Origin of the sequence: Enterobacter cloacae complex sp. GF14B, from assembly GCF_004136805.1 — a bacterium.
In the GTDB taxonomy this organism is placed as follows: Bacteria; Pseudomonadota; Gammaproteobacteria; order Enterobacterales; family Enterobacteriaceae; genus Enterobacter; species Enterobacter hormaechei_C.
In genome coordinates this window covers 32980-54261 of the sequence record NZ_QFRV01000001.1, presented here as the reverse complement: position 1 = coordinate 54261, position 21282 = coordinate 32980, and the positions used below count along the sequence as shown (strand labels likewise).

Below are 21282 nucleotides of genomic sequence, written 5' to 3'. Positions count from 1 at the left end.
GATTGTCTCCTTATTTCAGGCTGCGAATATCGGCGAAATGACCGGTGACTGCCGCAGCGGCGGCCATTGCCGGGCTGACCAGGTGGGTGCGCCCACCGCGGCCCTGACGGCCTTCAAAGTTACGGTTGCTGGTGGAGGCACATCGCTCGCCCGGATTCAGGCGGTCGTTGTTCATCGCCAGACACATGGAGCAGCCGGGCAGGCGCCATTCGAAGCCTGCTTCGATAAAGATCTTATCCAGACCCTCCGCTTCCGCCTGGGCTTTCACCGGACCGGAGCCCGGCACAACCAGCGCCTGCACGCCCGGCGCCACTTTGCGGCCTTTAGCAATTTCTGCCGCAGCGCGTAAATCTTCAATACGGGAGTTGGTACAGGAGCCGATGAACACTTTATCAATGCTCACGTCGGTCAGCGGTACGCCGGGTTTCAGCCCCATATAGGCCAGCGCCTTTTCTGCACTGGCGCGCTCGACCGGATCGGCGAAGGAAGCCGGGTCAGGAATGCTGTCGTTGACAGAAATCACCTGGCCCGGGTTGGTGCCCCAGGTGACCTGCGGGGCGATCTCTTCCGCCTGTAACGTCACAACGGTATCAAAAATTGCCCCCTCGTCCGTTTTCAGGGTTTTCCAGTACGCTACCGCGTCGTCAAAATTCTGACCTTTCGGCGCATGCAGACGCCCCTTCACATAGTTGAAGGTGGTTTCGTCTGGGGCCACCAGGCCTGCTTTGGCGCCCATCTCAATGGCCATGTTGCACAGGGTCATACGACCTTCCAAGCTAAGCGCCTGGATAGCGTCGCCGCAGAACTCAACGACGTGACCGGTGCCGCCTGCGCTGCCGGTTTTGCCGATAATCGCCAGCACGATATCTTTCGCGGTGATACCCGGCGCGGCTTTACCCTTCACTTCAATCTTCATGGTTTTGGCGCGGCCCTGCTTCAGGGTCTGTGTCGCCAGAACGTGTTCAACTTCAGAGGTCCCAATCCCGAACGCCAGGGCGCCAAACGCGCCGTGCGTCGCGGTATGGGAGTCGCCGCAGACGATGGTCATGCCCGGCAGGGTAATCCCCTGCTCAGGCCCCATTACGTGGACGATGCCCTGATAGGGGTGGTTCAGATCGTACAGCTCCACGCCAAACTCGTTACAGTTCTTAATCAGCTCCTGCATCTGGATACGCGCCATCTCGCCAGATGCATTGATGTCTTTGGTCTGGGTGGAAACGTTGTGATCCATCGTGGCAAAGGTTTTACCCGGCTGACGCACCGGACGCTTGTGCGCGCGCAGGCCGTCAAATGCCTGAGGAGAGGTCACTTCGTGTACCAGATGACGGTCGATGTACAACAGTGGGGTTTCGTTTGGTGCTTCGTAGACAACGTGCGCATCAAACAACTTCTCATATAACGTCTTAGCCATGATTACACCCCTTCAGCGACATAGCGGGCGATGATGTCGCCCATTTCATCGGTACTGACTGCCGCCGTGCCGCGTGCTAAATCACCGGTACGGACACCTTCTTCTAACGCCCGGTTAATGGCGTTTTCAATTGCGGTTGCTGCATCGCCTGCATCCAGGCTATAGCGCAGCAGCAGAGCCAGGGAGAGGATCTGCGCAATCGGGTTGGCGATATTTTTGCCTGCGATATCCGGCGCGGAGCCGCCCGCCGGTTCGTACAGGCCAAAGCCTTCTTCGTTCAGGCTGGCCGAGGGCAGCATACCCATGGAGCCGGTGATCATGGCGCATTCATCCGAGAGAATATCGCCGAACAGGTTGGAGCACAGCAGCACGTCAAACTGAGACGGATCTTTGATCAGTTGCATCGTTGCGTTGTCGATATACATATGCGACAGCGCAACGTCCGGGTACTGCTTAGCGACTTCACTGACGATTTCGCGCCACAAAATAGACGACTGGAGCACGTTTGCTTTATCAATAGAGGTCACTTTACGGCGGCGTTTGCGCGCTGACTCAAACGCGATATGGGCGATACGTTCGATTTCAAAACGGTGATAGACCTCGGTATCAAACGCTTTCTCATGCTGACCGCTGCCTTCGCGACCTTTTGGCTGACCGAAGTAGATGCCGCCGGTCAACTCACGCACGCACAGGATGTCGAAACCGTTGGCCGCGATATCCGCGCGCAGCGGGCAAAACTCTTCCAGCCCCGGGTACAGTTTCGCCGGACGCAGGTTGCTGAACAGTTTGAAGTGCTTACGCAACGGCAGCAGCGCACCGCGCTCTGGCTGCTCTGCTGGCGGCAGGTGTTCCCATTTTGGGCCGCCCACGGAGCCAAAAAGAACGGCATCGGCATTTTCGCAGCCTTCTACAGTCCCTTTCGGCAGGGGAGTACCGTGATTATCAATCGCAATACCGCCCACGTCGTAGTGGCTGGTGGTAATTTTCATCGCAAAACGCGAACGTACGGCTTCCAGTACTTTCAGCGCCTGTGCCATCACTTCCGGGCCAATACCGTCACCCGGCAACACAGCAATATGGTAATTCTTCGACATCACACGGTTTCCTTGTTGTTCTCTTTATTCTGAGCTTTGCGTTGCAACTCTTTTTCGACTTCGGCGGCGCGCCAGATGTTGTTCAGGACATGCACCATCGCTTTCGCGGAGGATTCGACGATATCTGTCGCCAGACCCACACCGTGGAAGCGGCGACCGTTGTAGTTGACGACGATATCAACCTGGCCCAGGGCGTCTTTACCGTGCCCTTTTGCCGTCAGGTCGTATTTCACCAGCTCTACGTCGTACTCAGTGACGCGGTTAATCGCCTGGTAAATGGCATCCACAGGGCCGTTACCGTTGGCGGCTTCCGCTTTAATTTCATCGCCGCAGGCCAGCTTGACGGAGGCGGTAGCGATATCGCTTGAGCCTGACTGAACGGTGAAGTAGTCCAGACGGAAGTGTTCTGGCTCTTCCTGCTGTTTATTGATGAATGCCAGTGCTTCCAGGTCGTAATCGAAGACCTGGCCTTTCTTGTCAGCCAGCTTCAGGAATGCGTCGTACAGCTGATCCATGTTGTAATCGCTGTCCTTATAACCCATCTCTTCCATACGGTGTTTTACCGCCGCGCGGCCAGAGCGCGAGGTCAGGTTCAACTGAACCTGGTTCAGACCGATGGATTCCGGAGTCATGATTTCGTAGTTTTCACGGTTCTTCAGCACGCCATCCTGGTGAATACCGGAGGAGTGGGCGAACGCGCCAGCCCCAACAATCGCCTTGTTCGCCGGGATCGGCATGTTGCAAATCTGGCTCACGGTCTGGCTGGTGCGCCAGATTTCGTTGTGATTGATGCGAGTGTGCACGTTCATAATGTCTTTGCGCACCTTGATCGCCATGATCACTTCTTCCAGCGAGCAGTTGCCGGCACGTTCACCAATGCCGTTCATTGCCCCTTCTACCTGACGCGCGCCGGCGTGAACGGCGGCGATGGCATTGCCCACAGCCAGGCCCAAATCGTCATGGGTATGCACGGAGATGATGGCTTTATCAATATTTGGCACGCGATCGTACAGGCCGGTGATGATGTTGGAGAACTCAAACGGCATGGTGTAGCCGACGGTATCCGGGATGTTGATAGTTCTGGCTCCGGCATTAATCGCGGCTTCCACTACCCGGGCCAAATCGTCAATCGGCGTGCGGCCTGCATCTTCACAGGAGAATTCGACGTCATCAGTGTAGTTACGCGCGCGTTTGACCATATACACCGCACGTTCAATCACTTCATCCAGCGTACTGCGCAGCTTGGTCGCAATGTGCATGGGGGAGGTGGCAATGAATGTATGGATACGGAAGGCTTCTGCAACTTTCAGGGATTCCGCGGCCACATCAATATCTTTCTCTACGCAGCGAGCCAGACCGCACACGCGGCTGTTTTTGATGGTGCGGGCGATGGTCTGCACTGACTCGAAATCACCTGGCGAGGAGACGGGAAAGCCGACTTCCATTACGTCTACACCCATGCGTTCGAGGGCCAGAGCAATTTGCAGTTTTTCTTTAACACTCAGGCTCGCCTGTAATGCCTGTTCACCGTCACGTAAAGTAGTATCGAAAATAACGACTTGCTGGCTCATGGGTTAGGTCCTTGTCAGTCTTAGGGCGCCTTGCTACGAGCATAAAAAAACCCGCGCAGTGGCGCGGGTTTTTAGTTTTACTGAAGACGATTCAACGCTGAATTTCGCCCGCCAGTCTACCGCGCACAGTGGATGCGTTTAGTAGTAGTAGACCGGTGAAACGAAGGGTGCGAATCATGAATCGTGCTCCAGGTGAATGCGATATGCTTTTAGTGGTACTGGATACGCCAACTCATGTCAACCCCTCTCAGGCAAAACGGCCACTTAGCACAGGATAAACACATTAGCTAATTGTGCTGGTTTTTGCATGTCTAACCGATTTTATTGTCTATTAATGGACTGGCGATTCATCTCTGGAATAATTTGAATATAATTGGTAGCAATTAAACATACTATTTTTACCAATGTGCTGTGAAATGGAATCTGTTTCATATCATTGATTTATAAATTACATGAATGATTTGCGGGTGAGTAAGTTATCAAAATTGATATCATTTTGTTAATGAAAATGCGATGTATGCCATTAATAGTTTAATAACACTTAAGTCATTATTAATGAGTGCGTTGATTGTGCATTTGTCTGATTTATGGTTTCATGCCCACATTAAAGTTTGAGATATCTTTTGAACGATTTTTAGCTCTTCATTTATGGGATGCGTAAAGTCGCTCGTTGAATGGGATTTCTTTATATATTCCGAATTTTAAATAATTTCCTTTCGCTTGTTGTATATGCATGGTAAATCATATTTTTCGAAGTTATTACTGTACCTTGGCAAAGGGAATTTAGCGTGACGGTGGAGTCAGAAATGCCAGAAAATAATATTAACCAACCACAGACTTATGATGGGGTTAAGCCTCAGTTGCGCACAGTGGATCTCAATCTGTTAACTGTATTTGATGCAGTTATGCAGGAGCAGAATATTACGCGAGCAGCGCAATCTCTGGGAATGTCTCAACCTGCCGTGAGTAATGCCGTAGCCAGACTTAAGGTGATGTTTAACGACGAGTTATTCGTCCGCTATGGAAGAGGTATCCAGCCCACGGCGCGTGCATTCCAGCTATTCGGTTCGATTCGTCAGGCGCTACAGCTGGTACAAAATGAGCTTCCCGGCTCGGGTTTTGAACCCTTAAGCAGTGAACGGGTTTTCCATCTCTGTGTTTGCAGTCCGTTAGACAATTATTTGACGTCTGTTATATATAATAAAGTTGAACAGATTGCTCCTAATATTCATCTCGTTTTTAAATCATCATTAAATCAAAATACTGAGCACCAGCTTCGTTATCAGGAAACGGAGTTCGTTCTGGGCTATGAAGAGTTTCGCCGTCCAGAGTTTGCCTGTGTTCCATTGTTTAAAGATGAAATGGTGTTAGTCGCCAGCAAAAAACATCCCCGTATGAATTCTCCGCTGCGTGAAAGCGATGTTTACAGCGAGCAGCATGCCGTGGTTGCTCTGGACAGATATGCCTCATTTAGTCTGCCGTGGTATGACACTGCCGATAAACAAGCCAGCGTGGCCTATCAGGGAATGGCGATGGTCAGCGTATTGAATGTCGTTTCTCAGACGCAGCTAGTCGCTATTGCACCGCGCTGGCTTGCTGAAGAGTTCTCCGATTCGCTGAGCCTGCAAATTTTACCTCTGCCGCTCAAGCTGAATAGCCGTACCTGTTATCTTTCCTGGCATGAAGCGGCGGGGCGGGATAAAGGGCATCAATGGATGGAAGAGCTGCTGATCAATATTTGTCGTCGATAAGACAGGGTGAATAAACCGCATGGTGCCATGCGGTTTATTCTGTGGTTTTTTATGCAAGCAATATTTTGTTCTGTGCGCATTTTTTCAGACATTCAGGGAGGCTTAAAAATAGATGATTTCCTGATCCATCCTCTTTTTAAGAGATGAATTATTAGCGTCTCCCCTCATAGCAGATGAATTCACCATATTCGTGTCTGACAGCTGTTTTTTCTGCTTTTATTGCCCATTCCCGCATTCCGTTTGCTAATTGCCTGGCTCATAACGAGCGGTTAAGGTATCCATCACTCTGCACATTATAAGATGGGTTTACCCTGTCAGAAGACGGCGCGGAAATGAATTCTGTTGACCGTCTATAACAAAAGCCTGGAGGCAAAGCATGGAGATGTTGTCTGGCGCGGAAATGGTCGTCCGATCGCTTATCGATCAGGGCGTGAAGCAAGTGTTCGGCTATCCTGGAGGTGCGGTTCTTGATATTTATGACGCGCTGCACACGGTAGGCGGTATTGATCATGTTCTGGTTCGTCATGAACAGGCTGCTGTGCATATGGCTGACGGCCTGGCCCGCGCCACGGGCGAGGTGGGTGTTGTGCTCGTCACTTCCGGACCGGGGGCGACCAATGCCATTACCGGCATTGCGACTGCGTATATGGACTCCATTCCCCTGGTCATTCTCTCCGGACAGGTGGCGACGTCACTGATTGGCTATGATGCGTTTCAGGAATGCGACATGGTGGGGATCTCACGCCCCGTGGTGAAGCACAGCTTTCTGGTTAAACAAACGGAAGACATCCCGGGCGTACTGAAAAAAGCCTTCTGGCTGGCCGCCAGCGGTCGTCCTGGGCCAGTGGTTGTCGATCTGCCAAAAGATATTCTCAATCCCGCGAATAAACTGCCTTACCTGTGGCCTGAGTCGGTGAGCATGCGTTCATATAATCCGACGACGCAGGGGCACAAAGGCCAGATTAAGCGTGCGCTGCAAACGCTGCTGGCTGCGAAAAAGCCCGTAGTCTATGTGGGGGGCGGCGCCGTCAATGCAGCCTGTGAAACGCAACTACGCGAACTGATTGAGAAGCTGAATCTTCCTGTCGCGTCATCGCTGATGGGGCTGGGGGCATTCCCGGCTACCCACCGTCAGGCGCTGGGCATGCTGGGTATGCACGGCACCTATGAAGCCAATATGACGATGCACCATTCTGATGTGATTTTTGCCGTCGGCGTGCGTTTTGACGATCGCACCACCAATAATCTGGCGAAATACTGTCCGCATGCGACGGTGCTGCACATTGATATCGATCCGACTTCAATCTCTAAAACGGTGCCGGCGGATGTGCCGATCGTGGGGGACGCACGACAGGTGCTGGATCAAATGTTGGATCTGCTGGCGCAGGAGACCGCGTCTCAACCGCTGGACGAGATCCGCGACTGGTGGCAGCAAATCGAACAATGGCGTGGCCGTCAGTGCCTTAAATACGACACGCAGAGTGAGAACATCAAGCCGCAGGCGGTGATCGAGACGATCTGGCGTCTGACCAATGGCGATGCGTATGTCACTTCTGACGTGGGCCAGCATCAGATGTTCGCTGCGCTGTACTACCCGTTTGATAAACCGCGTCGCTGGATCAACTCTGGCGGGCTCGGCACGATGGGCTTTGGTCTGCCCGCCGCGCTGGGGGTGAAGCTGGCGTTGCCGAACGAAACGGTTATCTGCGTGACGGGTGATGGCAGCATACAGATGAATATTCAGGAGCTTTCTACTGCGCTGCAATATGAGTTGCCAGTGCTGGTGCTGAACCTGAATAACGGTTACCTCGGTATGGTGAAGCAGTGGCAGGATATGATTTATTCTGGCCGGCACTCTCAGTCTTATATGAAGTCACTTCCGGACTTTGTCCGTCTGGCTGAAGCCTATGGTCATATTGGCATGCGGGTAACCGATCCGTCAGAGCTGGAAGCGAAGCTCGGCGAAGCGCTTGAGCACGTTAAAAACAATCGCCTCGTCTTCATGGACGTCATCGTCGACGGCACAGAGCACGTTTATCCGATGCATATCCGTGGCGGCGGTATGGATGAAATGTGGTTAAGCAAAACGGAGAGAACCTGATATGCGCCGGATATTATCTGTATTACTGGAAAATGAGTCGGGCGCACTGTCACGCGTCATTGGGCTTTTTGCGCAGCGCGGCTATAACATTGAAAGCCTGACCGTTGCGCCGACCGATGATCCAACGCTCTCCCGCATGACGATCCAGACTGTCGGCGATGCGAAAGTGCTTGAGCAGATCGAAAAACAGTTGCACAAACTGGTGGACGTGTTGCGCGTCAGCGAGCTGGGGCAGGGGGCTTACGTCGAACGTGAAGTGATGCTGGTGAAAATTCAGGCCAGCGGTTACGGTCGTGAAGAGGTCAAGCGCAACACGGATATCTTCCGTGGGCAGATCATCGACGTCACGCCTTCTATATATACTGTGCAGCTTGCCGGAACGAGCGATAAGCTGGATGCGTTCCTGGCCTCCGTCAGGGATGTAGCAAAAATTGTTGAAGTTGCGCGCTCTGGCGTTGTTGGCCTCTCGCGCGGCGATAAAATCATGCGTTAGTTGCGCAAAAGGTTCGCCTCTTTCAGCCCGGTAGCCAAAGCCGGGCTTTTTTTTGCGTAATCCACCGACAACGCGGACAAAAGCGGTTGCCGTGAAAGCTATTCTGCGTTTAGATGTTAAAATATTTAACCATAACCTTGACAGGGCCATGGACTTTTTTCTTTTTTTGAGGGGCAATTGTGAAACTGGATGAAATCGCCCGGCTCGCCGGCGTGTCGAGAACCACGGCCAGCTATGTGATTAACGGTAAAGCAAAGCAGTATCGTGTCAGCGATAAGACCGTTGAGAAAGTGATGGCAGTCGTTCGTGAGCATAATTACCATCCGAATGCTGTCGCCGCAGGTTTACGTGCCGGGCGCACCCGCTCGATTGGCCTGGTGATCCCGGACCTGGAAAATACCAGCTATACCCGCATCGCCAACTATCTGGAACGTCAGGCTCGTCAGCGGGGCTATCAGCTGTTGATTGCCTGCTCCGAGGATCAGCCTGACAACGAGATGCGCTGCATTGAGCATCTGCTGCAACGTCAGGTTGACGCCATCATCGTGTCGACCTCTTTACCACCAGAGCATCCTTTCTATCAGCGCTGGGCAAACGATCCGTTCCCGATTGTGGCGCTGGATCGTGCGCTGGATCGTGAACATTTCACCAGTGTCGTAGGTGCCGATCAGGACGATGCAGAAATGCTGGCTGCCGAGCTGCGTACCTTCCCGGCTGAAACGGTGCTGTATCTTGGCGCTTTGCCTGAACTTTCCGTAAGCTTCCTGCGTGAACAAGGGTTCCGTACGGCATGGAAAGACGATCCGCGTGACGTTCATTATCTGTATGCCAACAGCTATGAGCGTGAAGCGGCTGCCCAGCTGTTCGAGAAATGGCTGGAAACGCACCCGATGCCGCAGGCGTTGTTTACCACCTCGTTTGCCCTGTTGCAGGGGGTGATGGATGTGACGTTACGTCGCGATGGCAAACTGCCATCCGATCTGGCGATTGCGACCTTCGGCGATAACGAACTGCTCGACTTCCTGCAATGTCCGGTGCTGGCCGTGGCCCAGCGTCACCGCGACGTCGCCGAGCGCGTGCTTGAGATTGTTCTGGCAAGCCTGGATGAACCCCGCAAACCGAAACCCGGGCTTACGCGTATCAAACGTAATCTCTATCGGCGCGGAATTTTGAGCCGCCATTAATATTTCCACAGGGGCGGTAAAACTGCCCCTTTTGAAGCGCATTTATTGCGGGAAATAATTCCCGGATAAAAATTAGGATTTATCTCTAAGATTCATAGCCTGCTATTATTCTGAATCCATTTTGACGTTAAAAAGTGCAATTATAATTTCTAACGGGCATTTCTTTGTATTGTTTTGTTACAAACAGGTGCCAGCCGATGAATATTCAGCCATTTTTTACTCCCCCCTTCAGACCTCAACGCACACGAACGAATCCATCTGGCTTTGAGGTTAATCTGGCGCTGTTATCCCCCGGCGATATGCCTTAAAATGCTGCCCGCGTCGCAAACTGACACTTTATATTTCCCTGCGATGATATTGAGTGAGTCTTTACGCTCGTGTGCATATTCTGTTTTTTTCTTACAAATATTCATAACGTTAATTTTGCCTCGCCAGTTGTGTAGTAATTAGCCAGGTCACGCTTGCTCTGTAAATACGGTGCTTTCGCGCCGGTATAGAGAGAGTCCTGGCTTGACAAGCTTTTCCCTCGCTCCGTAAACTCCTTCAGGTGGGAATTTGTGGGTTAAAGTGGTGAGGAGGGGTGAGACTGGCATGTTCCGTGGAGCAACGTTAGTCAATCTCGACAGCAAAGGGCGTTTATCGGTACCAACCCGATACCGCGACCAGCTGATTGAGAACGCTTCGGGTCAACTGGTTTGCACCATTGACATCAACTCCCCATGCCTGCTGCTTTACCCTTTGCCTGAATGGGAAATCATTGAGCAAAAGCTGTCGCGACTGTCGAGCATGAACCCGCAGGAACGCCGCGTACAGCGGCTGTTATTGGGACATGCCAGTGAATGTCAGATGGATAGCGCCGGGCGATTATTGATTGCGCCTGTGTTGCGGCAACATGCCGGTCTGACTAAAGAAGTGATGCTGGTCGGACAGTTCAACAAGTTTGAACTGTGGGACGAAACGACCTGGTATCAACAGGTCAAGGAAGATATCGACGCTGAGCAGTCTGATTCCGAAACATTATCGGAACGGCTGCGGGACTTGTCTCTATAAATATGATGGAAAATTATAAACATACAACGGTGCTGCTGGATGAGGCCGTTAACGGCCTGAATATTCGTCCAGACGGCATCTATATTGATGGCACTTTTGGTCGCGGTGGTCACTCGCGTTTGATCCTCTCTCAGCTTGGAGCGGAAGGACGCCTGCTGGCAATTGACCGCGATCCGCAGGCGATTGCCGTTGCGCAAACCATCGATGATCCTCGCTTTTCCATCGTGCATGGACCTTTCTCTGCGCTTGCGGATTATGTCGCTGAGCGCGGCCTGACCGGCAAGATCGACGGGATTCTCCTCGATCTTGGCGTCTCTTCACCACAGCTTGATGATGCAGAACGCGGTTTTTCCTTTATGCGTGATGGACCGCTGGATATGCGTATGGACCCTACTCGCGGCCAATCTGCCGCTGAATGGTTACAAACTGCTGACGAAGCGGATATTGCCTGGGTAATCAAAACCTTCGGCGAAGAACGCTTTGGCAAACGTATTGCCCGCGCCATCGTGGAGCGCAACCGCGTTGAGCCAATGACCCGTACCAAAGAACTGGCAGAAGTCATCGCGGCGGCAACGCCGGTGAAGGACAAGCACAAACATCCTGCGACCCGTACCTTCCAGGCGGTTCGTATCTGGGTAAACAGTGAACTGGAGGAAATAGAGCTGGCGCTAAAAAGCTCGCTCGACGTGCTGGCCCCGGGTGGGCGGTTATCCATCATCAGTTTCCATTCGCTGGAAGATCGCATCGTAAAACGCTTCATGCGTGAACAGAGCCGCGGTCCTCAGGTTCCGGCGGGGCTGCCGATGACGGAAGAACAACTCAGAAAGCTGGGCGGCCGTCAGTTGCGAGCATTAGGCAAGTTGATGCCGGGCGAAGAAGAGGTGGCAGAGAATCCACGTGCCCGTAGTTCAGTGCTGCGTATTGCAGAGAGGACGAACGCATGATCAGCAGAGTGACAGAGACCCTAAGCAAAGTTAAGGGATCGTTAGGAAGCAACGAGCGCCATGCCTTGCCTGGCGTGATCGGCGACGATCTTTTGCGGTTTGGGAAGCTGCCACTCTGCTTGTTCATTTGCATCATTGTGACGGCAGTCATGGTGGTCACCACCGCTCACCATACCCGTTTATTAACTGCGCAGCGCGAACAGATGGTACTGGAACGCGATGCGCTGGATATTGAATGGCGAAATCTGATCCTTGAAGAAAACGCGCTCGGCGATCACAGCCGGGTTGAACGGATCGCAACGGAAAAACTGCAATTACAGCATGTTGATCCTTCGCAGGAAAATATCGTAGTACAAAAATAAGGGAAAACGCGACGCATGAAAGCAGCGGCAAAAACGCTAAAACCAAAACGCCAGGAAGAACAGGCCAACTTTGTCAGTTGGCGTTTTGCGTTGCTTTGCGGCTGCATTTTACTGGCGCTGGGTTTCCTGCTGGGACGCGTGGCGTGGCTACAAATCATCGCGCCTGACATGCTGGTGCGTCAGGGGGATATGCGTTCTCTGCGCGTGCAGGAAGTTTCTACCTCTCGTGGGATGATCACCGACCGCTCCGGCCGCCCGCTGGCGGTGAGCGTGCCGGTGAAGGCGATCTGGGCCGATCCGAAAGAGCTGCACGACGCAGGCGGGATCACCCTTGATAACCGCTGGAAGGCGCTCTCAGACGCGTTGAAAATGCCGCTGGATCAGCTGGCGTCGCGCGTTAACGCCAACCCGAAAGGGCGCTTCATCTATCTTGCTCGTCAGGTGAACCCTGACATGGCTGACTACATTAAGAAACTGAAGCTGCCGGGCATTCATCTGCGGGAAGAATCCCGCCGTTACTATCCTTCCGGCGAAGTCACCGCGCACCTGATTGGCTTTACCAACGTGGATAGTCAGGGGATTGAGGGCGTTGAAAAAAGCTTCGACAAGTGGCTTACCGGCCAGCCTGGCGAGCGAATCGTGCGTAAAGACCGCTATGGTCGCGTCATTGAAGACATTTCCTCGACAGACAGCCAGGCCGCGCACAACCTGGCCCTGAGTATTGATGAACGCTTGCAGGCGCTGGTCTATCGTGAACTGAACAACGCCGTCGCGTTTAACAAGGCGGAATCGGGCAGCGCCGTGCTGGTGGATGTGGCGACAGGTGAAGTGCTGGCGATGGCCAGTAGCCCCTCATACAACCCGAATAATTTTGCCGGTACAGCAAAAGATGCAATGCGTAACCGCTCCATCACCGATGTGTTTGAACCCGGTTCGACCGTAAAACCCATGGTGGTGATGACGGCTCTACAGCGAGGCATCGTCAACGAAAATACCGTTCTGAATACGATCCCTTATCGAATTAACGGTCACGAAATCAAAGACGTGGCACGTTACAGCGAACTGACCCTGACCGGGGTCTTGCAGAAGTCGAGTAACGTCGGTGTGTCAAAACTGGCGTTAGCGATGCCGTCCTCAGCGTTAGTAGATACTTACTCACGTTTTGGGCTGGGAAAGGCGACCAATTTGGGGTTGGTCGGAGAACGCAGTGGCTTATATCCTCAAAAACAACGGTGGTCTGACATAGAGAGGGCCACCTTCTCTTTCGGCTACGGGCTAATGGTAACTCCCTTACAGTTAGCGCGAGTCTACGCAACGATTGGCAGCTATGGCATTTATCGTCCGCTGTCGATCACCAAAGTTGATCCACCGGTTCCGGGGGAACGTGTTTTCCCGGAATCTATCGTTCGTACCGTCGTGCATATGATGGAAAGCGTCGCGTTACCTGGCGGTGGCGGCGTGAAGGCCGCAATTAAGGGCTATCGTATCGCCATTAAAACTGGTACAGCGAAAAAAGTGGGGCCGGACGGCCGCTATATCAACAAATACATTGCCTATACCGCAGGCGTAGCGCCTGCAAGCAATCCGCGTTTTGCACTGGTGGTCGTCATCAACGATCCGCAGGCGGGTAAATACTACGGCGGCGCCGTCTCCGCGCCTGTGTTCGGGGCTATTATGGGCGGCGTGTTGCGCACCATGAACATTGAACCGGATGCGCTGGCGACGGGCGAAAAAAGTGAATTTGTAATTAATCAAGGCGAGGGAACAGGTGGCAGATCGTAATTTGCGCGACCTTCTTGCTCCGTGGGTGCCTATGCTACCTGCGCGAGCACTGCGAGAGATGGTACTGGACAGCCGCGTAGCGGCTTCTGGCGATCTTTTTGTGGCAGTGGTGGGTCATCAGGCGGACGGGCGTCGTTATATCCCGCAGGCGATTGCGCAAGGTGTTGCTGCCATTATTGCTGAGGCCAAAGATGAGGCAACAGACGGTGAGATCCGTGAAATGCACGGCGTGCCGGTCATCTATCTCAGCCAGCTGAATGAGCGTCTCTCCGCGCTGGCAGGACGTTTTTACAACGAACCTTCCGACCAGTTAAAGCTGGTTGGCGTGACAGGAACCAACGGAAAAACCACCACCACTCAGCTGATGGCGCAGTGGGCGCAGCTGCTGGGCGAAACCGGTGCCGTCATGGGCACGGTGGGGAACGGTCTTCTGGGCAAAGTAAGCCCGACGGAAAACACTACAGGCTCGGCGGTTGACGTGCAGCGTGTGCTGGCGGGCCTCGCTGAGCAGGGGGCGACCTTCGCTGCGATGGAAGTCTCTTCCCATGGTCTGGTACAACATCGCGTGGCGGCCCTGAAATTTGCTGCCTCTGTCTTTACTAACCTGAGCCGCGATCACCTTGATTATCATGGTGATATGGAGCACTACGAAGCGGCGAAATGGCTGCTTTATTCCACTCACCACCACGGGCAGGCGATCATTAACGCCGACGACGAAGTCGGTCGCCGCTGGCTGGAAAAACTGCCAGATGCGGTGGCGGTGTCGATGGAAGATCGCATTAATCCGAACTGCCGCGGCCGCTGGCTGAAGGCGGTCGAGGTGAACTACCACGATAGTGGGGCGACGATCCGCTTCGCTTCCATCTGGGGCGAAGGTGAAATTGAAAGCCGCCTGATGGGGGCCTTTAACGTCAGTAACCTGCTGCTGGCGCTGGCGACGCTGCTGGCGCTGGGTTACCCGATGGCGGATCTGCTGAAAACGGCTGAGCGTTTGCAACCGGTCTGTGGCCGCATGGAAGTGTTTAGCGCGCCGGGCAAGCCGACGGTGGTTGTGGATTACGCCCACACGCCGGATGCGCTGGAAAAAGCGCTGGAAGCGGCGCGTCTGCACTGCGCTGGCAAGCTCTGGTGCGTGTTTGGCTGCGGTGGCGATCGCGACAAGGGCAAACGTCCGCTGATGGGCGCCATCGCTGAGCAGTTCGCGGATATTCCCGTGGTAACCGATGACAACCCGCGTACCGAAGAGCCGCGGGCCATTATCAACGACATTCTGGCGGGCATGCTGGATGCGGGACGTGCGCGCGTGGTCGAAGGCCGTGCGGAGGCCGTGACTAACGCCATTATGCAGGCGCAGGAGAACGATGTGGTTCTGCTGGCCGGTAAAGGTCATGAAGATTATCAGATTGTCGGCAATCGTCGTCTGGATTACTCCGACCGCGTGACGGCAGCGCGTCTGCTGGGAGTGGTGGCATGATTAGCATTACGTTAAGCCAGGCCGCTGCGGTATTGCAGGGGATGCTGCATGGTCAGGATCTGACCATCGAGGCTGTAACCACCGACACCCGTAAGGTGACGGCGGGCTGCCTGTTTGTGGCGCTGAAGGGTGAACGTTTTGACGCCCACGATTTTGCGCAACAGGCTAAAGATAACGGCGCGGGCGCGCTGCTGGTCAGTCGTAAGCTCGATATCGATTTGCCGCAGATTGTGGTGAAAGATACGCGCCTGGCGTTTGGCGAGCTGGCGGCATGGGTTCGCCAGCAGGTGCCAACACGCGTCGTGGCACTGACGGGCTCGTCGGGCAAAACCTCCGTTAAAGAGATGACGGCGGCGATCCTTAGCCAGTGCGGTAACACGCTTTATACGGCGGGCAACCTTAATAATGACATCGGTGTGCCGATGACGCTGCTGCGCCTGACCCACGAGCATGAATATGCGGTGATTGAGTTAGGGGCTAACCATCAGGGCGAAATCGCCTGGACCGTGAGCCTGACCCGTCCGGAAGCGGCGCTGGTGAATAACCTGGCGGCGGCACATCTTGAAGGTTTTGGTTCTCTGGCCGGTGTGGCGAAAGCGAAAGGTGAAATTTATACCGGCCTACCGGATGACGGCATCGCCATTATGAATGCCGATAACAACGACTGGCTGAACTGGCAGAGCATCATTGGTTCACGTAAAACCTGGCGCTTCTCACCGAATGCGGCAAACAGTGATTTTTCGGCGACCAACATTCATGTGACGTCACACGGTACCGAGTTCACCCTCACAACCCCAACGGGCGACATCGACGTGCTGCTGCCCCTGCCGGGTCGTCATAACATCGCCAATGCGCTTGCTGCGGCAGCGCTCTCAATGGCGGTAGGTGCCTCACACGCGGCGATTAAAGCAGGTCTGGCAAATTTAAAAGCCGTGCCGGGGCGTCTGTTCCCGATCCAGCTGGCTGAAAACAAGCTCCTGCTGGATGACTCCTACAACGCTAACGTTGGCTCAATGACGGCGGCCGTGCAGGTCTTGTCTGAAATGCCGGGCTATCGCGTGATGGTTGTGGGCGATATGGCCGAGCTGGGTGATGAAAGCGAAGCCTGCCATGTTCAGGTGGGTGAAGCGGCGAAAGCCGCCGGGCTTGACCGCGTATTGAGCGCAGGCCCGCTGAGCAAGGCCATTTCCGATGCCAGTGAAGTTGGCGAACATTTTGCCGATAAATCTGCACTGATCCAACGCCTGAAGGCATTGATTACAGAAAAACAGATTGTGACTGTTTTAGTTAAAGGTTCACGTAGTGCCGCCATGGAAGAGGTTGTGCACGCATTACAGGAGAACGGGACATGTTAGTTTGGCTGGCCGAACATTTGGTCAAATATTACTCAGGCTTTAACGTCTTTTCCTATCTGACGTTTCGTGCCATCGTCAGCCTGCTGACTGCGCTGTTCATCTCGCTGTGGATGGGCCCGCGCATGATTGCCCGTCTGCAAAAACTCTCTTTCGGCCAGGTTGTGCGCAACGACGGTCCGGAATCGCACTTCAGCAAGCGGGGTACGCCGACCATGGGCGGGATCATGATCCTGACCGCGATTGTGGTGTCCGTGCTGCTGTGGGCGTATCCGTCTAACCCCTACGTCTGGTGCGTGCTGACCGTTCTGGTTGGCTACGGGATCATCGGTTTTGTTGATGACTATCGCAAAGTCGTGCGCAAAGACACTAAAGGTTTGATCGCCCGCTGGAAGTATTTCTGGATGTCGGTGATTGCGCTGGGCGTGGCCTTCGCCCTTTACCTGGCAGGAAAAGACACCCCGGCCACCGAACTGGTGGTGCCGTTCTTCAAAGACGTGATGCCGCAACTGGGGCTGTTCTACATTCTGCTGGCTTACTTTGTGATCGTCGGCACCGGCAACGCCGTCAACCTGACCGATGGTCTGGACGGCCTGGCGATTATGCCAACCGTGTTTGTCGCGGGCGGTTTCGCGCTGGTGGCGTGGGCAACCGGTAACATGAACTTTGCAAACTACCTGCACATTCCGTACCTGCGGCACGCGGGTGAGCTGGTGATCGTCTGTACGGCGATTGTCGGGGCGGGGCTGGGCTTCCTGTGGTTTAACACCTATCCGGCGCAGGTCTTTATGGGCGACGTCGGTTCACTGGCGCTGGGCGGCGCGCTGGGCATTATCGCCGTGCTGCTGCGTCAGGAGTTCCTGCTGGTGATCATGGGCGGTGTGTTTGTGGTTGAGACGCTGTCGGTGATTTTGCAGGTCGGTTCTTTCAAGCTGCGCGGTCAGCGCATCTTCCGTATGGCACCGATTCACCACCACTATGAACTGAAAGGCTGGCCGGAGCCGCGCGTCATTGTGCGCTTCTGGATTATTTCGCTGATGCTGGTGCTGATTGGCCTGGCAACGCTGAAGGTACGTTAATCATGGCAGATTACCAGGGCAAAAAAGTCGTTATCATCGGGTTGGGCCTCACCGGCCTCTCCTGCGTGGACTTTTTCCTTGCGCGTGGCGTGACGCCGCGCGTGATGGATACGCGCGTCTCTCCGCCGGGTCTGGACAAGCTGCCGGAGCAGGTTGAACGCCACCTGGGTGGTCTGAATGATGAGTGGCTGCTGGCCGCCGATCTGATTGTTGCCAGCCCCGGTATGGCGCTGGCGCATCCTTCCCTGAGCGCCGCCGCGGATGCAGGCGTTGAGATTGTCGGCGATATTGAACTGTTCTGCCGGGAGGCGCAGGCGCCGATCGTCGCCATTACCGGTTCGAACGGTAAAAGCACCGTCACCACGCTGGTGGGGGAAATGGCGAAGGCGGCGGGCAAAAATGTCGGCGTGGGCGGTAACATTGGTCTGCCCGCTCTGATGCTGCTTGATAAAGGGTGCGAGCTGTTCGTCCTTGAGCTTTCCAGCTTCCAGCTGGAAACCACTTCAAGCCTGCATGCGGCGGCGGCGACGATCCTAAACGTCACCGAAGATCATATGGACAGATACCCGTTCGGCTTGCAGCAATACCGTGCGGCCAAACTGCGCGTTTATGAAAATGCCAAAGTTTGCGTGGTGAATGCCGATGATGCACTCACCATGCCGGTGCGCGGCGCAGACGATCGCTGCATTAGCTTTGGTATTAATATGGGTGACTATCACCTTAACCGTCAGCAGGGCGAAACCTGGCTGCGGGTGAAAGGTGAGAAGGTGCTGAACGTGAAAGAGATGATGCTCTCCGGCCAGCATAACTACACCAATGCCCTGGCGGCGCTGGCGCTGGCGGATGCCGTTGGCCTGCCGCGATCTTCAAGCCTGAAGGCGCTGACCACCTTTACCGGCCTGGCGCACCGGTTCCAGCTTGCGCTGGAGCACAACGGCGTACGCTGGATTAACGATTCCAAAGCGACCAACGTGGGTAGCACCGAGGCGGCACTGAACGGTCTGCACGTTGATGGCACGCTGCACCTGCTGCTGGGCGGCGACGGTAAATCGGCTGACTTCTCCTCGCTGAAGCAGTACCTCAACGGTGATAACGTGCGCCTGTATTGCTTTGGCCGCGATGGTAGCGAGCTGGCGGCGTTGCGTCCTGAGGTCGCCGAGCAAACCGAGACCATGGAGCAGGCGATGCGTCTTATTGCCCCACGCGTGAAGCCCGGCGATATGGTGCTGCTCTCACCAGCCTGTGCCAGCCTCGATCAATTCAAGAATTTCGAACAGCGGGGTGATGTCTTTACCCGCCTGGCGAAGGAGTTAGGCTGATGCGTTTATCTCTCCCTCGCCTGAAAATGCCGCGCCTGCCAGGATTTGGTATCCTGGTATGGCTGTTTACGGCGCTGAAAGGCTGGGTGATGGCTTCACGGGATAAAGATTCCGACAGCCTGATCATGTACGACCGCACGCTGTTCTGGCTCACGCTGGGGCTGGCAGCGATCGGCTTTATTATGGTCACCTCGGCGTCAATGCCTGTCGGACAGCGTCTGGCAAACGACCCGTTCCTGTTTGCCAAGCGTGACGGGCTTTACATCATTCTCGCGTTCTGCCTGGCGCTGATCACCTTACGCCTGCCAATGTCGTTCTGGCAGCGGCACAGTACGGCCATGCTCATCGCCTCAATCATCATGCTGTTGATCGTGCTGGTTGTCGGGAGCTCCGTTAACGGGGCATCACGCTGGATTGCCTTTGGCCCACTGCGTATTCAGCCGGCGGAGTTCACCAAACTGTCGTTGTTCTGCTACCTGGCTAACTACCTGGTGCGTAAAGTTGACGAAGTCCGTAACAACCTTCGCGGCTTCTTAAAACCGATGGGCGTGATTCTGGTCCTCGCGATCCTGCTGCTGGCGCAGCCCGACCTCGGTACGGTAGTCGTACTGTTTGTCACTACGCTGGCGATGCTGTTCCTGGCGGGCGCAAAACTGTGGCAGTTCATTGCCATCATCGGGATGGGGATTTCGGCGGTGGTGCTGCTGATCCTCGCCGAACCCTACCGTATCCGCCGTGTGACCTCGTTCTGGAACCCATGGGAAGATCCGTTCGGCAGCGGTTACCAGCTGACGCAGTCGCTGATGGCGTTTGGCCGCGGCGAAGTCTGGGGCCAAGGCCTGGGCAACTCGGTGCAAAAACTGGAGTATTTACCGGAGGCGCACACCGACTTCATCTTCTCCATTATTGGGGAAGAACTGGGTTATATCGGTGTGGTATTGGCGCTATTAATGGTATTCTTCGTCGCTTTCCGCGCCATGTCGATTGGCCGGAAAGCGCTGGAGATCGATCACCGCTTCTCCGGTTTCCTGGCCTGCTCTATTGGTATCTGGTTTAGCTTCCAGGCACTGGTAAACGTTGGGGCGGCAGCGGGTATGTTGCCGACTAAAGGTCTGACGTTACCGTTGATCAGTTATGGTGGTTCGAGTCTGTTGATCATGTCGACGGCCATCATGTTTTTGTTACGCATAGATTATGAAACGCGTCTGGAGAAAGCTCAGGCGTTTACACGAGGTTCACGATGAATCAACCGAAGCGGTTAATGGTGATGGCAGGCGGTACCGGTGGACACGTGTTCCCGGGGCTGGCGGTTGCGCACCATTTAATGGAACAGGGCTGGCAGGTACGCTGGCTGGGAACCGCAGACCGCATGGAAGCCGACCTGGTACCTAAGCACGGTATCGAGATCGACTTTATTCGTATTTCTGGCCTTCGTGGCAAAGGGATCAAGGCGCTGCTGCTGGCGCCGGTGCGCATTTTCAATGCCTGGCGTCAGGCGCGCGCCATCATGAAGCGCTTTAAGCCTGACGTCGTTCTGGGCATGGGCGGTTACGTTTCCGGCCCTGGCGGACTGGCGGCGTGGTCATTAGGGATCCCCGTTGTTCTGCATGAGCAGAACGGTATTGCCGGTTTGACCAACAAATGGCTGGCAAAAATCGCCACCAAAGTTATGCAGGCCTTCCCCGGGGCATTCCCGAAAGCGGATGTCGTAGGGAATCCGGTACGTGTGGACGTGCTGGCGCTGGCGCTGCCAGATACGCGTCTGGCGGGTCGTGAAGGGCCGGTGCGGGTGCTGGTCGTCGGCGGTTCCCAGGGCGCGCGTATTTTAAACCAGACGATGCCGCAGGTTGCGGCAAAACTGGGTGATGCAGTGACCATCTGGCACCAGAGCGGGAAGGGCGCTCAGCAGACCGTTGAGCAGGCCTACGTGCAGGAAGGTCAGCCGCAGCATAAAGTAACTGAATTTATTGATGATATGGCCGCAGCCTATGCATGGGCCGATGTCGTGGTCTGTCGCTCGGGCGCGCTGACGGTGAGCGAAATCGCCGCCGCCGGTTTACCGGCGCTGTTTGTGCCGTTCCAGCACAAAGACCGACAGCAGTACTGGAATGCACTGCCGCTTGAAAAAGCGGGTGCCGCGAAGATTTTTGAGCAGCCACAATTTACCGCTGATGCGGTCGCCACTACCCTGGCGGGCTGGAACCGGGATGTATTACTGGAGATGGCGCAACGCGCACGCGCGACCGCTATCCCGGATGCAACGGAACGGGTGGCAAAAGAAGTGAGCCTGGCAGCCCAGGCATAATTCTCGCAGC

18 protein-coding genes are annotated in these 21282 nt (G+C 54.8%); 14 read left to right on the top strand and 4 right to left on the bottom strand.

Annotated features, from left to right (window positions below; genetic code table 11):
- Positions 1 to 10: 10 nt before the first annotated feature.
- The 4 genes from leuC to leuL form a co-directional block, all read right to left on the bottom strand.
- Complete coding sequence (leuC, locus tag DD606_RS00230) at positions 11 to 1411, bottom strand: 3-isopropylmalate dehydratase large subunit (protein WP_109949055.1); 1401 nt, start codon at positions 1409 to 1411, stop codon at positions 11 to 13.
- 2 nt (positions 1412 to 1413) lie between these two features.
- Entirely contained in the window at positions 1414 to 2505 is a 1092-nt protein-coding gene (gene leuB / locus DD606_RS00225) for a 3-isopropylmalate dehydrogenase (protein ID WP_003856380.1), read from the bottom strand.
- Entirely contained in the window at positions 2505 to 4076 is a 1572-nt protein-coding gene (leuA, locus tag DD606_RS00220) for a 2-isopropylmalate synthase (RefSeq protein WP_023315385.1), read from the bottom strand. Before leuA ends, leuB begins: the two co-directional genes overlap by 1 nt.
- A 91-nt stretch (positions 4077 to 4167) precedes the next feature.
- Positions 4168 to 4254 (bottom strand): leu operon leader peptide, encoded by an 87-nt coding sequence (gene leuL / locus DD606_RS26670; protein ID WP_057979999.1) that lies wholly within the window; start codon positions 4252 to 4254, stop codon positions 4168 to 4170.
- A gap of 628 nt (positions 4255 to 4882) precedes the next feature.
- Between leuL and leuO the strand changes: the two genes are divergently transcribed.
- From leuO to murG, 14 genes are all read left to right on the top strand, one after another.
- The gene (gene leuO, locus DD606_RS00210) at positions 4883 to 5827 is read left to right on the top strand and encodes a transcriptional regulator LeuO (RefSeq protein WP_022650390.1); all 945 of its coding nucleotides are present in this window, start codon (positions 4883 to 4885) and stop codon (positions 5825 to 5827) included.
- A 376-nt stretch (positions 5828 to 6203) separates the two neighbouring features.
- Complete coding sequence (gene ilvI / locus DD606_RS00205; RefSeq protein WP_003856373.1) at positions 6204 to 7928, top strand: acetolactate synthase 3 large subunit; 1725 nt, start codon at positions 6204 to 6206, stop codon at positions 7926 to 7928.
- Between the two features lies 1 nt (position 7929).
- Positions 7930 to 8421 (top strand): acetolactate synthase small subunit, encoded by a 492-nt coding sequence (gene ilvN, locus DD606_RS00200; protein ID WP_003856371.1) that lies wholly within the window; start codon positions 7930 to 7932, stop codon positions 8419 to 8421.
- Between the two features lie 179 nt (positions 8422 to 8600).
- Entirely contained in the window at positions 8601 to 9605 is a 1005-nt protein-coding gene (gene cra / locus DD606_RS00195; RefSeq protein WP_003856369.1) for a catabolite repressor/activator, read from the top strand.
- A gap of 591 nt (positions 9606 to 10196) precedes the next feature.
- A complete protein-coding gene (gene mraZ / locus DD606_RS00190; RefSeq protein WP_003856368.1) occupies positions 10197 to 10655 on the top strand; it encodes a division/cell wall cluster transcriptional repressor MraZ in 459 nt (152 codons plus the stop codon).
- A gap of 2 nt (positions 10656 to 10657) precedes the next feature.
- A complete protein-coding gene (gene rsmH, locus DD606_RS00185; protein ID WP_003856366.1) occupies positions 10658 to 11599 on the top strand; it encodes a 16S rRNA (cytosine(1402)-N(4))-methyltransferase RsmH in 942 nt (313 codons plus the stop codon).
- Positions 11596 to 11961: a cell division protein FtsL gene (gene ftsL / locus DD606_RS00180; protein WP_003856363.1), complete on the top strand. Its 366-nt coding sequence runs from the start codon at positions 11596 to 11598 to the stop codon at positions 11959 to 11961. The genes rsmH and ftsL overlap by 4 nt, the downstream gene beginning before the upstream one ends.
- Before the next feature lie 15 nt (positions 11962 to 11976).
- A complete protein-coding gene (gene ftsI, locus DD606_RS00175) occupies positions 11977 to 13743 on the top strand; it encodes a peptidoglycan glycosyltransferase FtsI (RefSeq protein ID WP_003856361.1) in 1767 nt (588 codons plus the stop codon).
- Positions 13730 to 15217, top strand: coding sequence for a UDP-N-acetylmuramoyl-L-alanyl-D-glutamate--2,6-diaminopimelate ligase (murE, locus tag DD606_RS00170; RefSeq protein WP_023315388.1), 1488 nt, complete (start codon positions 13730 to 13732; stop codon positions 15215 to 15217). Before ftsI ends, murE begins: the two co-directional genes overlap by 14 nt.
- Positions 15214 to 16572: a UDP-N-acetylmuramoyl-tripeptide--D-alanyl-D-alanine ligase gene (gene murF, locus DD606_RS00165; RefSeq protein WP_003856356.1), complete on the top strand. Its 1359-nt coding sequence runs from the start codon at positions 15214 to 15216 to the stop codon at positions 16570 to 16572. The genes murE and murF overlap by 4 nt, the downstream gene beginning before the upstream one ends.
- Positions 16566 to 17648, top strand: coding sequence for a phospho-N-acetylmuramoyl-pentapeptide-transferase (gene mraY, locus DD606_RS00160; protein ID WP_003856353.1), 1083 nt, complete (start codon positions 16566 to 16568; stop codon positions 17646 to 17648). Before murF ends, mraY begins: the two co-directional genes overlap by 7 nt.
- A gap of 2 nt (positions 17649 to 17650) precedes the next feature.
- Positions 17651 to 18967, top strand: a complete 1317-nt coding sequence (murD, locus tag DD606_RS00155) for a UDP-N-acetylmuramoyl-L-alanine--D-glutamate ligase (RefSeq protein ID WP_023315390.1) — start codon at positions 17651 to 17653, stop codon at positions 18965 to 18967.
- On the top strand, positions 18967 to 20211 hold the full coding sequence (gene ftsW / locus DD606_RS00150; protein ID WP_003856348.1) for a cell division protein FtsW: 1245 nt from the start codon (positions 18967 to 18969) through the stop codon (positions 20209 to 20211). Before murD ends, ftsW begins: the two co-directional genes overlap by 1 nt.
- Positions 20208 to 21272: an undecaprenyldiphospho-muramoylpentapeptide beta-N-acetylglucosaminyltransferase gene (gene murG / locus DD606_RS00145; protein WP_109949056.1), complete on the top strand. Its 1065-nt coding sequence runs from the start codon at positions 20208 to 20210 to the stop codon at positions 21270 to 21272. Before ftsW ends, murG begins: the two co-directional genes overlap by 4 nt.
- Positions 21273 to 21282: the final 10 nt, after the last annotated feature.

Bases quoted from the DNA above. Each gene is read 5' to 3' on its own strand.
- leuC (WP_109949055.1), bottom strand. From the start codon at position 1,411: ATGGCTAAGACGTTATATGAGAAGTTGTTTGATGCGCACGTTGTCTAC.
- leuB (WP_003856380.1), bottom strand. From the start codon at position 2,505: ATGTCGAAGAATTACCATATTGCTGTGTTGCCGGGTGACGGTATTGGC.
- leuA (WP_023315385.1), bottom strand. From the start codon at position 4,076: ATGAGCCAGCAAGTCGTTATTTTCGATACTACTTTACGTGACGGTGAA.
- leuL (WP_057979999.1), bottom strand. From the start codon at position 4,254: ATGATTCGCACCCTTCGTTTCACCGGTCTACTACTACTAAACGCATCC.
- leuO (WP_022650390.1), top strand. From the start codon at position 4,883: ATGCCAGAAAATAATATTAACCAACCACAGACTTATGATGGGGTTAAG.
- ilvI (WP_003856373.1), top strand. From the start codon at position 6,204: ATGGAGATGTTGTCTGGCGCGGAAATGGTCGTCCGATCGCTTATCGAT.
- ilvN (WP_003856371.1), top strand. From the start codon at position 7,930: ATGCGCCGGATATTATCTGTATTACTGGAAAATGAGTCGGGCGCACTG.
- mraZ (WP_003856368.1), top strand. From the start codon at position 10,197: ATGTTCCGTGGAGCAACGTTAGTCAATCTCGACAGCAAAGGGCGTTTA.
- rsmH (WP_003856366.1), top strand. From the start codon at position 10,658: ATGATGGAAAATTATAAACATACAACGGTGCTGCTGGATGAGGCCGTT.
- ftsL (WP_003856363.1), top strand. From the start codon at position 11,596: ATGATCAGCAGAGTGACAGAGACCCTAAGCAAAGTTAAGGGATCGTTA.
- ftsI (WP_003856361.1), top strand. From the start codon at position 11,977: ATGAAAGCAGCGGCAAAAACGCTAAAACCAAAACGCCAGGAAGAACAG.
- murF (WP_003856356.1), top strand. From the start codon at position 15,214: ATGATTAGCATTACGTTAAGCCAGGCCGCTGCGGTATTGCAGGGGATG.
- mraY (WP_003856353.1), top strand. From the start codon at position 16,566: ATGTTAGTTTGGCTGGCCGAACATTTGGTCAAATATTACTCAGGCTTT.
- murD (WP_023315390.1), top strand. From the start codon at position 17,651: ATGGCAGATTACCAGGGCAAAAAAGTCGTTATCATCGGGTTGGGCCTC.
- ftsW (WP_003856348.1), top strand. From the start codon at position 18,967: ATGCGTTTATCTCTCCCTCGCCTGAAAATGCCGCGCCTGCCAGGATTT.
- murG (WP_109949056.1), top strand. From the start codon at position 20,208: ATGAATCAACCGAAGCGGTTAATGGTGATGGCAGGCGGTACCGGTGGA.